General features: G+C 69.2%; 10 protein-coding genes. 4 read left to right on the forward strand and 6 right to left on the reverse strand.

The window, feature by feature from the left end:
- Positions 1-26: 26 nt before the first annotated feature.
- On the forward strand, positions 27-1,274 hold the full coding sequence (locus FFI97_RS08720; protein WP_139705469.1) for a M48 family metalloprotease: 1,248 nt from the start codon (positions 27-29) through the stop codon (positions 1,272-1,274).
- Complete coding sequence (locus FFI97_RS08725; RefSeq protein WP_139705467.1) at positions 1,271-6,490, forward strand: AAA domain-containing protein; 5,220 nt, start codon at positions 1,271-1,273, stop codon at positions 6,488-6,490. Before FFI97_RS08720 ends, FFI97_RS08725 begins: the two co-directional genes overlap by 4 nt.
- Here the strand turns inward: FFI97_RS08725 and FFI97_RS08730 are convergent.
- Together FFI97_RS08730 and dnaE are read right to left on the reverse strand one after the other, a co-directional pair.
- Positions 6,474-6,845, reverse strand: coding sequence for a YgiW/YdeI family stress tolerance OB fold protein (locus tag FFI97_RS08730; RefSeq protein ID WP_139705465.1), 372 nt, complete (start codon positions 6,843-6,845; stop codon positions 6,474-6,476). The two genes, FFI97_RS08725 and FFI97_RS08730, sit on opposite strands and share 17 nt — an antisense overlap.
- Positions 6,846-6,948: 103 nt before the next feature.
- The gene (dnaE, locus tag FFI97_RS08735) at positions 6,949-10,467 is read right to left on the reverse strand and encodes a DNA polymerase III subunit alpha (protein ID WP_139705463.1); all 3,519 of its coding nucleotides are present in this window, start codon (positions 10,465-10,467) and stop codon (positions 6,949-6,951) included.
- A gap of 61 nt (positions 10,468-10,528) precedes the next feature.
- On the opposite strand from dnaE, the gene FFI97_RS08740 reads away from it, so the two are divergent.
- Entirely contained in the window at positions 10,529-11,314 is a 786-nt protein-coding gene (locus FFI97_RS08740) for a sulfurtransferase (protein WP_139705461.1), read from the forward strand.
- 9 nt (positions 11,315-11,323) lie between these two features.
- Here the strand turns inward: FFI97_RS08740 and FFI97_RS08745 are convergent, their stop codons facing one another.
- The 4 genes from FFI97_RS08745 to FFI97_RS08760 form a co-directional block, all read right to left on the reverse strand.
- Positions 11,324-12,247, reverse strand: a complete 924-nt coding sequence (locus FFI97_RS08745) for a pirin family protein (protein WP_139705459.1) — start codon at positions 12,245-12,247, stop codon at positions 11,324-11,326.
- A gap of 35 nt (positions 12,248-12,282) precedes the next feature.
- The gene (locus tag FFI97_RS08750; protein ID WP_070060379.1) at positions 12,283-12,834 is read right to left on the reverse strand and encodes a flavodoxin family protein; all 552 of its coding nucleotides are present in this window, start codon (positions 12,832-12,834) and stop codon (positions 12,283-12,285) included.
- A gap of 77 nt (positions 12,835-12,911) precedes the next feature.
- On the reverse strand, positions 12,912-13,337 hold the full coding sequence (locus tag FFI97_RS08755; protein ID WP_172438299.1) for a DoxX family protein: 426 nt from the start codon (positions 13,335-13,337) through the stop codon (positions 12,912-12,914).
- 56 nt (positions 13,338-13,393) lie between these two features.
- A complete protein-coding gene (locus FFI97_RS08760) occupies positions 13,394-14,095 on the reverse strand; it encodes a pirin family protein (RefSeq protein WP_062481632.1) in 702 nt (233 codons plus the stop codon).
- A 163-nt stretch (positions 14,096-14,258) separates the two neighbouring features.
- Between FFI97_RS08760 and FFI97_RS08765 the strand changes: the two genes are divergently transcribed.
- Positions 14,259-15,212, forward strand: coding sequence for a LysR family transcriptional regulator (locus tag FFI97_RS08765; protein WP_095947849.1), 954 nt, complete (start codon positions 14,259-14,261; stop codon positions 15,210-15,212).
- Positions 15,213-15,316 lie beyond the last annotated feature (104 nt).

Consider the following 15,316-nt stretch of genomic DNA (forward strand, 5'->3'; position numbering starts at 1 on the left):
AACTCATTGTTGCTGGCGCTCCTGACATGGTCGACTCTTTCCCTGCCGTTCGCCTCCAAGACCTCACGCCGCTGCCCTACCAGCAGGCACTGGCCGCCCACCTCCAGGCGAACGAACCCGAGGCCTGGCGCTGGGCCGCTTCGGCCGAAGCGCGCGAAGAACACACGGCCGCCATGCGTGCCGAATTGCTGCGCAGCGCCTACCGCCTCGACGCCGACGCGCACCCCGACCTGCATGCCGACGCCACCCTGGCCGCGCAGCGGCTGGGCGTCACGGCGCGCATCACGCTCTACCAGGCGCCGTCCGGCGACGGCGCGGCCATGAACGCCGCGATCTACGTCGTGCCGGGCGAGGCGCACATCGTGCTCTCGGGCCCGCTGCTCGAAAAACTGCAGCCGCCCGAGCGCCAGGCCGTGCTCGGCCACGAGCTGGCGCACTACCTGCTGTGGGAGCGCGACGGCGGCAAGCACCACGTCGTCGACCGCCTGCTGCACGCCACAGCGTCCGACCCGCGCGCCGACGCGAGCCACCTGCAGGCCGCGCGGCGCCATGCGCTGTACACCGAGGCCTTTGCCGACCGCGGCGGCTGCGTGGCCTGCGGCGCGCTCGAGCCCGCCGTGAGCGCGCTCATCAAGATCGAGACCGGCCTCACGCAGGTCAACGTGGCGAGCTACCTGGCGCAGGCCGAGGAAATCTGCGCAGACCCCGGCAACAAGGCATTGCAGACGCGCGGCGTGAGCCACCCCGAAGTGTTCGTGCGCGCCCGCGCGCTGCGCCTGTGGGCCGGCCGCGAGCACGACGCCGACGAATGGCTGGCCGCCGCGCTCGAAGGTCCGCTCGACCTGTCCACGCTCGACATGCTCGGCCAACAACGCGTGAGCGCGCTCACGCGCGGCACCCTGGCGCAGCTGCTGCAGCGGCCCGTGCTGCAGTCGGACTCGCTGCTCGCGCATGCGCGCCGCTTCTTCCCCGACTTCACGCCGCCCACGTCGGCGATGCCGCTGCCCGAGCCCGCGCCCGCCGGCTTGCACGACTACCTGGCCAGCGTGCTGGTCGACTTCGTCGCCGCCGATCCCGAGGTGGACGACGTCACCCTCGCCGCCGCGCTGGGCCTGGCCGATGCGCTCGGCTGCGACACGCCCTTCGAACAGCGCGTGCTGAAAGACCTGGGTCTTTCCAAGCGCAACTTCACCCGCGTCAAGCGCGATGCCGCCGCCTTGCTCGACAAGGCCGCCACCACCCCGTCGTCTTCTTCGCAGGCCGCCGCCGCATGACTCTCGCTCCCGCCCCGCTCCTGCAACTGCTCGCCACCGCCGAGGCCCACGGCGGTCTGCAGACCGACGATGTGCTCAAGCTCGTGCTGCCGCTGCTGCGCGAGGTCTCGGCCCTGCACGAACTCGGCAACGTTGCCGCGCTCGGCAACGCCTTCGCCTACCGCGTGACCGACGCGCCCGCCGAACCCGCGCTGGCACTGGCCCAGCCCGAAGGCACCGCGCCGCGCCGCCACCCCGAGGCCATCGCGCCGCTCGAACAACCCGCCGCCTCCGTGCTGCGCGTGGTCGGCGAAACGCGCCTGACCGTCGATGCCGACGCCGGCGTCGCGCTCGAGAACCTCGCGGTGATGCCCGATGCCGGCCCCGACACCGTGCCCACGCGCCCCGTCTACCTGCCCGGCTACGCCGCGTGGGAGCTGCGCCTGGGCCACCACGACGCGCTCGGCGACATCCTGTGCCTGGGCCAGGTGCTGGCCAGCCTGTCGTGCGGGCTCGACTTCACCGACGGCGACGACCTGACCCGCTTTGCCACGCACCGCGGCAACCTGTTCGAGCTGAACCGCCGGCTGCACCCGGTGGTGGCCGCCGTGATCTTCGAGATGACCGCGCTCGACCGCCACGAGCGCGCGCGCGACCTGCCCTCGGTCATCCGCCGCCTCGAGACCTACCGAGACCAGCCCGTCGACCTCGGCCTGGACCGCATCGCACCCGCAAGAGACGGCGCGGGCCAGCGCCGCCAGGCGATCCAGCTGCACCTGCGCGACCGGCTGTTCGACCTGTCGCGGCGCAACCGCCTGCTGTACTTCAAGCCGACGCAGGCGCATGTGAACCTCACCGTCGCCAGCGTGCCGCTGGTGGTCGACCTCAACAGCATCCGCACCGACCAGCTGTGCGTGTGGGACGGCCGCTTTGCCGCCGACATCGCGAGCTGCGACCCCGTGCCGCTCGCGCGCTGGCTGCGCTTCGAAGACCAGCCCTACCTGCCCGGCGCGCTCGACCGCATCCTGCAGGAGGCGCGGCGCGACCGGGCCGAGTACGGCTTCTCGCAGCTGTCGCTGGTGATCGCCTTCCTGCGCTGGCACAACCTCAAGGAGGGCGAGGCCGAACGCGCCGAGCGCATCGCCTCGCCGCTGCTGATGCTGCCGGTGGAGCTCACGCGCAAGAAAGGCGTGCGCGACCAGTACCTGCTCGAAGCCTCGGCCAGCGAGGCGCAGGTGAACCCCACGCTGCGGCATCACCTGCGTCAGCTCTACGGCATCGCGCTGCCCGAGACGGTGGACCTGCGCGAGACCTCGCTCGAACAGTTCCACGCCCAGTTGTCGGCGCAGATCGCGCAGAGCGAGCCCGGCGTGCAGCTGCGGCTGGTGAAGCAGCCCGAGATCGCCGTGATGCACCAGCGCGCACGCCAGCGGCTCGAACAGTTCAAGCGCCGCACCCGCGTGCGCTCGCCCTCGGCGGTGCCGGTGGCCGCGCAAGACTTCAGCTACGCGCAGGACGACTTCCGCCCGCGCGGGCTGCAGCTGTTCCATGCGCGCGTGCGCCCCGTGCCGCTGCCGGTGCGCGAGGCCATCGGTGGCGCGCCGCAGCCGCGCGCGCCGCAGATGGCGGCCACGGCGGTCGACGACACCGAGCGCAAGACCTTCGCGCTGCGCGAGAGCAGCGGCAACCCCTACCAGTGGGACATCGACCTCACGGCCGTGACGCTGGGCAACTTCAACCACCGCAAGATGTCGCTGGTGCGCGACTACTCGGGGCTGGCCGAATCCGACCTGGCGAGCGAGGCCTTCGACCGCGTGTTCTCGCTGCAGCCGCGCCGCGTCGACGGCGAGACGCCGCCCGCCCTGCCGCTGGCCGACCAGTGGCCCGTGGTGCAGGCCGACGCCACGCAGACCGCCGCGGTGGCGCTCGCGCGCACCGGCACGAGCTACATCATCCAGGGCCCGCCGGGCACGGGAAAGTCGCAGACCATCACCAACCTGATCGCCGACTACGTGGGCCGCGGCCAGCGCGTGCTGTTCGTCTGCGAGAAGCGCGCCGCCATCGACGTCGTGTTCCACCGCCTGCGCCAGCAGGGACTGGACGAGCTGTGCTGCATGATCCACGACTCGCAGGGCGACAAGAAGGCCTTCGTGCAGAACCTGCGCAAGACCTACGAGCTGTGGCTCGAGGCGCCCGGCACGCTGGCGCAGGAAAGCACCGAGCGCACGCAGGTGCTCGACGCCATGGACCTCGACCTGCGCGCGCTCGAACGCTTCGACGCCGCCATGCACGACGTGCCCGAACACATCGCCGTGACGCTGCGCGAGCTGCTGTCGCGGCTGGTGACGCTCAAGGCCAGCGACCCGTCGCTCACGCCGGTGCAGGCCGAAGCATTGCCGGCCTTCGCAGCCTGGCGCCGGCATGCGGAGCTGGTGTCGCGCCTGCACCTGGCCGTGACCGAGAGCCTGGGCGCGCCCAGCTTCGCGCAGCATGTGTTCGCGCAGCTCGCGCCCTCGCTGCTCGCGCAGGAGAAACCGCTGGCGCGGCTGGTCGAACGCAGCGAACGCGCCATCGACCTGAGCGCCCCCTGCCGCGATGCGCTGGTCGACGCCTGGCCGCCGCTGGCCGAGGCCGGCGTGCTGTGGCGCGATGCGCTGGCCGTGGTGGCCGATGCGCGCAGCGTCGCCTCGCTGGCCGCGCGCGGCCAGCTGGCGCTGCTCGACGCGGCGCACCCGAGCAGCCTTGCGCTCGGCATCGCCCTGAACGACAAGCGCACGTTGCAGCAAGCGCTCGACGCGCAGCTGCAGCGCACCGCCCACTGGCGCGACAAGCTCTCGCCCGGCGACACCGAAGCCGCGCTTGCCCAGGCCCGCGCGCAACAAGGTTCGCTGTTGCGCTGGCTGCAGCCCTCGTGGTGGCGCCTGTCGGGCGAACTCAAGCGCCGCTACGACTTCGCCGCGCATGCCGTGCGCCCGCAGTTCAGCCAGCTCCTCGAAGACCTGCGCGCCGAACAGGCCGCGCGCACCGCGCTCGACCAGCAGGCGGCACGCATCGAGGCCGACTACGGCTGCACCGACGCCGACGCCTTCGCGCAGCAGCTGCAGGCGATGCGCGGCATCGACGGCGGCGCCGGCCTGCGCGCGGCGTTCCAAGTCCACCTGCGCACCGACGCGGCCCGCCGCAGCGTCGAACAGCTCGTCGCCGCCGCACCGCGCGTCGACACGCTCGACGCCCTCTGGCACGACCTGCTGCACGACGCCGGCGCGCAACCGCTGGACGCGCTCGACGCGCTGGCCCGCACGCTGCGCGACCAGGCCGACGCGCTGCCGTCGGTGCTCCAGCCGCTGCAGGAACTGGCCGACGCCGACCCGGCCGTGGCCGCCGCGCTGCGCACCCTGCCGCTGCCGCCCGAGGCGATCGAGTACGCCGTCGCGCGCGAAGGGCTGGAGCGTGTCTACCGCACCGAGCGCTGGCTGCCGCGCTTCGACGGCGCCACGCTCGCGCGCCACGCACAGCGCCTGGGCGAAGGCGAACGCAAGCTGCTCGAACGCAACGCACGCACGCTCGCCGCCGCGGTGCGCCAGCGCTTCCGCGACCATGTGCAGAAGAGCGCCCTGCCCGCGAGCCAGCTCGACGCCGACGGCAAGGTCTTCAAGAAGAGCTACAACGCGGGCCGCCGCGAGCTCGAGCACGAGTTCGGCAAGACCATGCGCTACAAGGCGATCCGCGAACTCGCCAGCGGCGACACCGGCCGCGTGGTGCGCGACATGAAGCCCATCTGGCTCATGAGCCCGCTGTCGGTGTCCGACACGCTGCCGCTCGCGGCCGACCTGTTCGACGTGGTGATCTTCGACGAGGCCAGCCAGATCCCGGTCGAAGAAGCTGTGCCCGCGCTGTACCGCGCGCCGCAGATCATCGTGGTGGGCGACGAGATGCAGCTGCCGCCGACCAGCTTCTTCTCGTCGGGCCGCGACGCCGAGGAAGACACCGTGTCGGTGGCAGGCGACGATGCAGAAAGCGGCGAGGAAGGCGAACGCATCGCCGTCGTGCTCGACTCCGACAGCCTGCTGAACCAGGGCGCGCGCAACCTGCCGGCCACGCTGCTGGCCTGGCACTACCGCAGCCGCTACGAATCGCTCATCGGCTTTTCGAACGCGGCCTTCTACGCGGGCAACCTGTACACCATTCCCGACCGCAGCCTGCCCGCGCCCGAGCGCGGCGAGATCGTGGTGCAGTCGCGCAGCCCGACCGACGAGTCCGTGAAGGCGCAGGTCGACGCCCTGCTCTCGCGCGCCATCAGCTTCCACCGCGTGGCCGATGCGGTGTACGAGAACCGCATCAACGACGGCGAGGCGCGCCACATCGCGCAGCTGGTGCGCGAGCTGCTGCGGCGCGAGACCGGGCGCAGCCTGGGCATCGTGGCATTCTCGGAAGCGCAACAAGGCGAGATCGAGGAAGAGCTGAACGCGCTCGGCGCGGTCGATGCCGACTTTGCGGCGCGGCTGGAGGCCGAGTACGTGCGCGAGGAAGACGACCAGTTCTGCGGCCTCTTCATCAAGAACCTGGAGAACGTGCAGGGCGACGAGCGCGACATCATCATCCTGAGCATCTGCTACGGCCCCAACCCCGAGGGCCGCATGCTGATGAACTTCGGTCCCATCAACCAGCGCGGCGGCGAGAAGCGGCTGAACGTGATCTTCAGCCGTGCCAAGCACCACATGGCAGTGGTCTCGACCATCCGCCACGAGGCGATCACCGACGACCACAACGAAGGCGCGGCGGCGCTGAAGAACTTCCTGCGCTATGCCGAGTGCCTGTCACGCGGCGACGAGGACACGGCGCGGCGCGTGCTCGAAGGCATGAACCCGCTGGCGCGTGGCCACGTGGTGCGGCAGGCGCGCACGGACGAGGTCACGGCGCAGATCGCGCAGGCGCTGCGCGCACGCGGCCATGCGGTGGACGAACAGGTGGGGCAGTCGCGTTTTCGCTGCGACCTCGCGGTGCGCGCATCGGGCCAGGGCCACTATGCGCTGGGCCTCCTCGTGGATGGCGCGGCGCAGGACGGCACGCGCCACAACGTGCTGGAACGCTACGTCTCGCGTCCGCGCATCCTCGACGCGTTCGGCTGGCAGGTGATGCAGGTGCTGGCCAAGGACTGGCTGCACGCCCCCGAGGCCGTGCTCGACCAGGTCGAACAGGCGCTCGGGAAAAAGGCGGGGGTCAGCGCAGGACGGTGATGACGCGCTTCACGTCGAGTTCGGTCTTGCCGGTGAGCCGGTCCTTGTCGAACTCGCCGCTGAGCTCGACGCGCACCTTGTCGTCGATCTTCACGCCCGGCGGGAAGTACTTGGCGTCGATCTCGACCTTCAGGCGCCCCGTGTCGTCGGCGAAGGTGTAGTGCTCGCCGCCGTCGTGCGAGACGATGAAGCCGCGCACCGTGGCGTGCTGGTCGTCCTGGCCGGTCTCGATCAGCTGCTTGACCGTCAGGTTCGGCACCGAGCTCGGGCCGGCGTACTGGGCCCAGGCCGCGGCCATGGGCAGCGCCACGCCGAACGTCAATGCGGTGGTCTTGATGATCTTCTTGAAATGCATGCGGTCATTCCTCCTGTGAGTGGCCCAAGGCCAGGTTGCAACAGACTGATGGACCGCGCGCGGGCCCCGAGGTTCCCCGGGGCAGCGGGACCGCGGGGCCCGATCAATCGTAGATGACCTGCGCCTTGCCCGCTTCGGCCTGCGCGGTCCAGCTCGCGAGCGCCGCATCGGTCGGGAAGAACTTGGCGCGCTCGCCCAATTGCAACTCGACCTGCGCCCCGCCCCGCGCCATCGACAGACGCACGGGCAGGCCGTGCACCAGGTCGCCGACCTCGGTCTGCTCGGTGCGCGCCGGAAAGTCTTTCAAGAGGCGCGCGATCTCCGGCACCTTGCCGTTGACCGCCACACGCAGGAACTTGCCGAAGCGGCAGCGCGCCGAGGCCAGGTCCCACACCTGCTGCACCTGGAAGCGCGCTTCGAAGCCGCCGCGTGCGGGCTGCAGCTTGCCGCTCACGATGACGAGCTCGTCGTCCTTCAGCGTGTTGCGGTTGGCGTTGATGAGCGCCTCGTCGGCCGTGGCGTCGATGGACTCCGACTTGTCGTCCAGCTTGAAGATCGCCAGCCGGCCGCGCTGGCCGTTGATGACGCGGAAGTCGCTCACGATGCCGGCGATGACCTGCGGGTCGCGGCTGTCGAGCAGGTCGCCGATCTCGCGCTTGCAAAAGCGCCGCACCTCGTGCGAGACCTCGTCGAACAGGTGGCCCGACAGGTAGAAGCCGACGGCCGTCTTCTCGAAGGTCAGGCGCTCCTTCACGCCCCAGGGCGTGGCATCGACCAGGTCGGGTTCCTGCGTGGCCGAGCCGTGCTCGCAGTCGCCGAAGATGTCGGCCTGCGAGGCATTGGCCGCCGTGGCAATGGCGAACTCGAAGGCGCGGTCGACCGAGGCGATGAGCGAGGCGCGGTTCTGCTGGATGGCGTCGAACGCGCCGGCCTTGATGAGCGCCTCGACCGTGCGCTTGTTGATGCGCTGGCGGTCGATGCGCACGCAGAAGTCGTACAGGCTCTTGAATGGCCCGCCCTCTTCGCGCGCCCGCACCACGGCCTCGACCGCGAGCTGGCCCGTGCCCTTCACGGCGCCCAGGCCGTAGCGGATGATCCGGTTGGTGACGGGCTCGAAGCGGTAGTTGCCGCGGTTCACGTCCGGCGGCTCGAAGGTGATGTTGAAATTCTTCTGGGCGTCTTCGAACAGCAGCTTGAGCTTGTCCGTGTCGTCCATTTCCACGGTCATGTTGGCGCAGAAGAACTCGGCCGTGTAGTGGACCTTGAGCCAGCCCGTGTGGTACGCCAGCAGCGAGTAGGCGGCGGCGTGCGACTTGTTGAAGCCGTAGCCCGCGAACTTCTCCATCAAGTCGAAGATTTCGTCGGCCTTGTCCTGCACGATGCCGTGCGTGGACAGCGCGCCCGCGCGGAACTTCTCGCGGTGTTCGGCCATTTCCTCGAGCTTCTTCTTGCCCATCGCGCGACGCAGCAAGTCGGCGCCGCCGAGCGAGTAACCGCCCAGGATCTGCGCGGTCTGCATCACCTGCTCCTGGTAGACCATGATCCCGTAGGTCTCGGAGAGCACCTCGGCCACGGCCGGGTGCGGGTACTCCACGTCTTCGCGGCCGTGCTTGCGCGCCACGAAGCTGGGAATCAGGTCCATCGGGCCCGGACGGTACAGCGCGTTCAGCGCGATCAGGTCTTCCAGGCGCGTGGGCCGAGCGTCCTTCAGCATGCCCTGCATGCCGCGGGATTCGAACTGGAACACGGCCTCGGTCTTGCCGTCGGAGAACAGGCGGTAGGTCGGCCCGTCGTTCAGCGGGATGTTCTCGAACGCGAAGTTCTCCTGACCCTTGTGGCGCTTCATGATGAACTCGCGCGCGATCTCCAGGATCGTGAGCGTGGCCAGGCCCAAGAAGTCGAACTTCACGAGGCCGATGGCTTCGACGTCGTCCTTGTCGTACTGGCTCACGGCCGATTCGCTGCCGGGCTGCTGGTACAGCGGGCAGAAGTCGGTGAGCTTGCCCGGCGCGATGAGCACGCCGCCGGCGTGCATGCCGATGTTGCGGGTCATGCCTTCGAGCTTCTGCGCGAGCTCGACCAGCATGCGGACTTCTTCTTCCTTCTCGATGCGCTCCGCCAGCTGCGGCTCCATCTCGATGGCGTAGTTGTTCTTGTCGCCTTCGATCTTCTTTTCGGGCGGGTACTGCAGCGTGACCGACATGCCCGGCTTGTTCGGGATCAGCTTGCTGATGCCGTCGCAGAACATGTAGCTCATGTCGAGCACGCGGCCCACGTCGCGGATGGCCGCGCGCGCGGCCATGGTGCCGAAGGTGGCGATCTGGCTCACGGCGTTGCGGCCGTACTTGTCCTTCACGTAGTCGATCACGCGGTCCCGGTTGCCCTGGCAGAAGTCGATGTCGAAGTCGGGCATCGAGACGCGTTCGGGGTTCAGGAAACGTTCGAACAGCAGCTTGTATTCGAGCGGGTCGAGGTCGGTGATCTTCAGCGCGTAGGCCACGAGAGAACCCGCACCCGAGCCCCGGCCCGGGCCCACGGGGCAGCCGTTTTCCTTGGCCCACTTGATGAAGTCGCCCACGATCAGGAAGTAGCCGGGGAAGCCCATGTTCAGGATCGTGTTGATCTCGAACTCCAGGCGCTCCACGTAGCGCGGCCGTTCGGCCTCGCGCTTGGCTTCGTCGGGGTACAGGTGCTTCAGTCGCACCTCCAGCCCGTCGAACGACTCCTGACGGAAGAACTCGCCGATCGGCATGCGCACGCCTTCGCTGATGAAGGGCGTGGGAAAGTCGGGCAGCTGCGGCTTGCCGAGCACCAGCGTGAGGTTGCAGCGCTTGGCGATTTCGACCGTGTTGGCCAGCGCGCTGGGCACGTCGGCAAACAGCGCCTGCATCTCGGCGCTCGACTTGAAGTACTGCTCTTCGGTGAACTTGCGCACGCGGCGCGGGTTGCCGAGGATTTCGCCTTCGGAAATGCACACGCGCGCCTCGTGCGCCTCGTAGTCCTGGCGCTCGGCGAACTGCACCGGGTGCGTGGCGACCACCGGCAGCTTCAGGCGGGCCGCGAGCTTCACGGCCGCGATCACGTGCGGCTCGTCTTCGGGGCGGCCGGCGCGCTGCAGCTCGATGTAGAAACGGTGCGGGAACATGCCCGCCAGTTGCAGCGCCAGTTCGGCGGCGCGCTCTTCCTGGCCTTGCAGCAGCGGCTGGCCCAGCGGCCCGGCCTGCGCGCCCGACAGCGCGATCAGGCCGCCCTGCAGCTCCTGCAGCCATTCGAGCTTGCAGGCCGCCTGCGACTGGCCGCGGCCCACGTTCTGCGTCCAGGCGCGGGCGAGCAGCTCCGACAGGTTGAGGTAGCCCTCCATGTTCTGCACCAGCAGAATGAGGCGGGTCAGCGCGCCGGGCTCCTTGCCCAGCCCGTCGATGAAGATTTCAGCGCCGATGACGGGCTTGACGCCCTTGCCCCGGCCCTGCTTGTAGAACTTGACCGTCCCGAACAGGTTGTTCAGGTCGGTGATGGCCAGCGCAGGCTGCTTGTCGGCAGCGGCGGCCTTGATGACTTCGTCGATTCGATTCGTGCCATCGACGACGGAAAACTCGGTGTGCAGACGCAGGTGAACAAACATCCGTCGATTGTAGGAAGCGCCACCCCACGATGTGGTGCGGTGATCCCTACAATCCCGCCCCGTGCAAGAGATTTTGAATATCGCCGCCTACAAGTTCGTGGGCATCAACGACAGCCCCGTGCTGCGTGAGACCCTGCGCGAGCGCGCGCAGGCCCTGGGCCTGATGGGCACGATCCTGCTGGCGCCCGAAGGTATCAACCTGTTTCTGGCGGGGACGGCGCAGGCCATCCACGCCTTCCTGGCCGACCTGCGCGCCGATGCGCGCTTTGCCGACCTCGAAACCAAGGAAAGCTGGTCGGCCACGCAGCCTTTCCGGCGCATGCTGGTGAAGCTCAAGCGCGAGATCATCCGCATGGACCACCCGGCCATCCAGCCCGCCGCCGGCCGCGCGCCCGGCGTGGACGCGCCCACGCTCAAACGCTGGCTCGACCAGGGCCACGACGACGAGGGCCGCAAGATCGTGATGCTGGACACGCGCAACGACTTCGAGGTCGACGAAGGCACCTTCGACGGCGCGATCGACTGGCGCATCACCAAGTTCACCGAGTTCCCGCCCGCCCTGAAGGCGCACCGCGCCGACTTCGAGGGCAAGACGGTGGTGAGCTTCTGCACCGGCGGCATCCGCTGCGAGAAGGCGGCCATCCTCATGCGCGAGGAAGGCGTGGAGCACGTGCTGCAGCTCGAAGGCGGCATCCTCAAGTACTTCGAGGACGTCGGCGGCGCGCACTACCACGGCGATTGCTTCGTGTTCGACGGCCGCCGGGCCCTGGCGCCCGACCTCAGCGCGCGCGCCTCCGATGCCAGCGCCCGGGCCTCGGAAGACCCGGACATCGGCATCAAGCAATAAACGGAAGACTCAGACCGGCGTGGTGCCCGTGTCGGGCTCGCGCACGCCGAAGGGCTTGCCCGGCAGCGGAATGAACTCGGTCTCGCCGGGCACGTGGCCCATGCGCTGCGCGGCCCAGTCGGCGCCGGCTTCGAGGATGCGCTCACGCCGGCTCGAGACGAAATTCCAGGTGATGTAGCGCGGGCCGTCCAGCGGCTCGCCGCCGATGACCATCAGGCGCACGGCGGCGTCGGCAGTGAACACCGCGCCCTGCCCGTCGGGCAGCACCGCCATCGTGTGGGCGGGCGCCGGCTCGCCGTTCACCAGCGCATCGCCGTCGACCATGTAGACCGCGAGTTCGGGCGCCAGCGCGGGCAGCTCGAAACGGCCGCCGGCCGGCAGCGCGATGTCCAGGTAGACCGTCTGCGCCAGCGTCTTCACCGGCGAGCGCACGCCGAAGGCCTCGCCCACCAGCACGCGCACCGGCACGCCCTGCACCGTCAGCTCGGGAATGGCGTCGGCCGGCGTGTGCTCGAAGCTGGGTTCGACCTCTTCATGGGCCTGCGGCAACGCGGCCCACAGCTGCAGGCCGTGGTTCACGAAAGTGTCGGCCAAGAGGCGCTCGGGCTTGCGCTCGGAGTGCACGATGCCGCGCCCCGCGGTCATCCAGTTGATGGCGCCGGGCTGGATCTCCTGCACGCTGCCGAGGCTGTCGCGGTGCATCATCGCGCCCTCGAACAGGTAGGTGACCGTCGACAGGCCGATGTGCGGGTGCGGGCGCACGTCGTGCGCGTTGCCGGGCTGCTCGGTGGCCGGGCCGAAGTGGTCGAAGAACACGAAGGGTCCGACCGAGCGGCGCTGCGCCGCCGGCAGCACGCGCCGCACGTTGAAGCCACCGCCCAGGTCCTTGTCGTGGGGCCGCAGCAATTGGATTTCAGGGATGGTGTCGGTCATCGTGGGGTCCTTGTGGGCGAAGTTCTTTGGGGGCGTTATGCGCGTGATCTTGCCACCGCGCCCACGCGCTCGCCGAAGGCACGCGCGGTTTCCAGGTCGCCCTTGGGCATCTCGGCCGGGCTCGCGTCCGAGGGCGACTGCGTGAGCAGGCCGCCGTAGCCGCCGACGTAGTTCATCGCGTCGCGCGTGGCCGCCTTGTTGTTGGTCGGCAGGATGCCCATGCTGACCCAGATGCCGCTGTGCTGCATCGCCAGCGTCCACAGGTAGGTCATGGTCGTGACCTTGTCGCCGTTCATCGTGGCGCTGTTGGTGAAGCCGGCGAAGAGCTTGTCTTTCCAGCCTTGCGTGTACCAGACCTTGGACGACGCGTCGGCGAATTTCTTGAACTGCCAGCTCACGCCGCCCATGTAGGTCGGCGAGCCGAAGATGATCGCGTCGGCCGCGGCCAGCGTCTCCCAGCCACCGGCCGGCAGGTTGCCGTCGGCGTCGATGGCGAGCAGCTGCGCGCCCGCCCCGTCGGCCACGGCCTGGGCCACGCGCTGGGTGTGGCCGTAGCCGGAATGGAAGACAACGACGATGTTTGCCATGAAACGGATTTCCTCAAAGAAGCGATGAAGTCGGCAGGCCGCGCCCACGAGGTGTGCGCGGCCTGGGTGGAGCGAGCTTACTTTTTATCGATGCTGAAACGGCCGGCGCCGAAGGCCGCGAAAGCCAGAAGGCCACCGGCGATCGCGATGTTCTTGAAGAACATCAGCTGGTTCACGAAGGCCTTGTCGGCAGGCATGCCCCAGTAGTTGTGGAACATCACGGCCGCGGCCACGGTGAAGATCGCCAGCACGATGGCCGACACGCGCGTCTTGAAGCCGACCAGCAGCAGCAAGCCGAGCCCCAGCTCCACGACGATCGCGATGACCGCCGCCACCTGCGGCAGCGGTGCGCCCACCGAGGAGATGTACCCCACGGTGCCGGCGAAGCCCATGAGCTTGCCGAAGCCGGCGGGCACGAACAGCGCTGCAAGCAGCACGCGGCCGATGAGTGCCAGGGTGTCCTGGGCAGCGTTGGGGGCGGTGGTTGTGGTGGTAATGGCCATGGTGAAAACTCCTCGTTGGTTGTTGAAGCGAAAGGAACAAAGAAAAGGACGCCGTCTCAGGCCGTCAGGTCGAACACCAGCACTTCGGCATCCTTGCCGGCGCCGAGCGTGAGTTGCGATTCGCCTTCGAGCATCGCGGCGTCGCCGCCCACGAGCTTCTGGCCGTTGACTTCGAGCTCGCCGCGCACCAGGTGCACGTAGCTCTTGCGTTGCGGGTCGAGCGCCAGGCTAGCAGTCTCGTCGCCGTCGAACAGGCCGGCGAACAGGCGTGCGTCGGCGTTCACCGTCACCGAGCCGTCGCGGCCGTCGGGCGAGGCCACCAGGCGCAGGGTGCCGCGCTTCTCGGCGTCGCTGAACTGCTTCTGCTCGTAGCCGGGGGTGATGCCGCGTTCCTTGGGCTCGATCCAGATCTGCAGGAAGTGCGTGGTCTCGTCGGCCTTGTGGTTGAACTCGCTGTGCATCACGCCACGGCCGGCGCTCATGCGCTGCACGTCACCCGGCGGAATGGATTCGATGTTGCCCATGCTGTCCTTGTGCGCGAGTTCGCCCGAGAGCACGTAGCTGATGATCTCCATGTCCCGGTGGCCGTGGGTGCCGAAGCCGGCGCCCGCCGCCACGCGGTCTTCGTTGATCACCCGCAGGTTGCCGAAGCCCATGTAGGCCGGATCGTAGTACCCCGCGAAGGAAAAGCTGTGGAACGAGCGCAGCCAGCCATGGTCGGCATAACCGCGTTCCTGGGATTTACGCACTTGCAACATATCGAACTCCTTGCTGCCCCACCCGGTTCGGGCGCCGGGGCTTTCGTCGTGGGCCGCGCCGGATGCGCAGCGGATGAGAAGAATTCTGGACCTCCATCCCCCTCTGAAAGACGCCCGGTTTTGATGGCATCATTCAAATTATTTGAATGATGGAGCCCGCCCCATGACGAGCGCCCGAGACGTCCTCACCCCCGACGCGCTGGCCATGCTGCAGACGGTGGCCACCACCGGCAGCTTCGCCGCCGCCGCGCGCGCGCTCGGCCTGGTGCCCAGCGCGCTGAGCTACCGCGTGCGCCAGATCGAGGACGCCCTGGACGTGCTGCTGTTCGACCGCAGCGCGCGCCAGGCCCGCATCACCGAGGCCGGCGCCGAACTGCTGCGCGAGGCCGCGCGCCTGCTCGGCGAGATCGACGCCGTGGCCAACCGAGTGAAGCGCGTGGCCACCGGCTGGGAGCCGATGCTGACCATCGCGGTCGACAGCGTGATCGCACGCGACCCGCTGCTCGACCTGTGCACCGCCTTCTTCGCGCTTGAGCCGCCCACGCGCTTGAAGCTGCGTGACGAAACCCTGCTGGGCACCATCGAGGCGCTGACCAGCGGCGAGGCCGACCTGGCGATCGGCGCGGTGCTCGATGCCGCGAGCCTGGCCTTCACCGCCACCGGCATCCGCAGCCGGCCGATCGGCGAACTGCGCTTCGTGTTCGCGGTGGCGCCGCACCATCCGCTCGCGCGCCTGCCGCAGCCGCTGAGCGACGCGGTGCTGCGCCAGCACCGCGCGGTGGCCGCGGCCGACTCGGTGCGCAGCGGGCCGAGCATGACCGTGAACCTCGTCGGCGGGCAGGACGTGCTCACCGTGCCCAGCATGCAGGCCAAGATCGCCGCGCAACTGCACGGCCTGGGCGGCGGCTTCTTGCCCGAGCCGATGGCGCGGCCCTACATCGAGGCCGGCCACCTTGTCGAACTGCAGACCGAACGCCAGCCGCCGCTGGGCACCATGCACTGCGCGTGGCGCGTGCGCAGCGCGGGCAAGCCGGGGCGCGCGCTCGAATGGTGGCTCGCGCAGTTCGAGCACGAGGGCACGCGCAAGGCGCTGCTCGAACGGCACCGCGGCCGCTGAAGGCCACGCGGTGCGCGGCTGCAATACGCGGCTGCATAAGGGTCGCCCCCAGCCCGGGGACGCGCGCAGACCGAGGTAGAGTGTGCACGGCCTCCTCAGTCATC

It is taken from the genome of Variovorax sp. KBS0712, from assembly GCF_006323185.2.
Taxonomy (GTDB): domain Bacteria; phylum Pseudomonadota; class Gammaproteobacteria; order Burkholderiales; family Burkholderiaceae_C; genus Variovorax; species Variovorax boronicumulans.

Excerpts from the sequence above, each read along its gene's own strand:
- FFI97_RS08720 (WP_139705469.1), top strand. The coding sequence starts at position 27 with ATGGTCGACTCTTTCCCTGCCGTTCGCCTCCAAGACCTCACGCCGCTG.
- FFI97_RS08725 (WP_139705467.1), top strand. The coding sequence starts at position 1,271 with ATGACTCTCGCTCCCGCCCCGCTCCTGCAACTGCTCGCCACCGCCGAG.
- FFI97_RS08730 (WP_139705465.1), bottom strand. The coding sequence starts at position 6,845 with ATGCATTTCAAGAAGATCATCAAGACCACCGCATTGACGTTCGGCGTG.
- dnaE (WP_139705463.1), bottom strand. The coding sequence starts at position 10,467 with ATGTTTGTTCACCTGCGTCTGCACACCGAGTTTTCCGTCGTCGATGGC.
- FFI97_RS08745 (WP_139705459.1), bottom strand. The coding sequence starts at position 12,247 with ATGACCGACACCATCCCTGAAATCCAATTGCTGCGGCCCCACGACAAG.
- FFI97_RS08750 (WP_070060379.1), bottom strand. The coding sequence starts at position 12,834 with ATGGCAAACATCGTCGTTGTCTTCCATTCCGGCTACGGCCACACCCAG.
- FFI97_RS08755 (WP_172438299.1), bottom strand. The coding sequence starts at position 13,337 with ATGGCCATTACCACCACAACCACCGCCCCCAACGCTGCCCAGGACACC.
- FFI97_RS08760 (WP_062481632.1), bottom strand. The coding sequence starts at position 14,095 with ATGTTGCAAGTGCGTAAATCCCAGGAACGCGGTTATGCCGACCATGGC.
- FFI97_RS08765 (WP_095947849.1), top strand. The coding sequence starts at position 14,259 with ATGACGAGCGCCCGAGACGTCCTCACCCCCGACGCGCTGGCCATGCTG.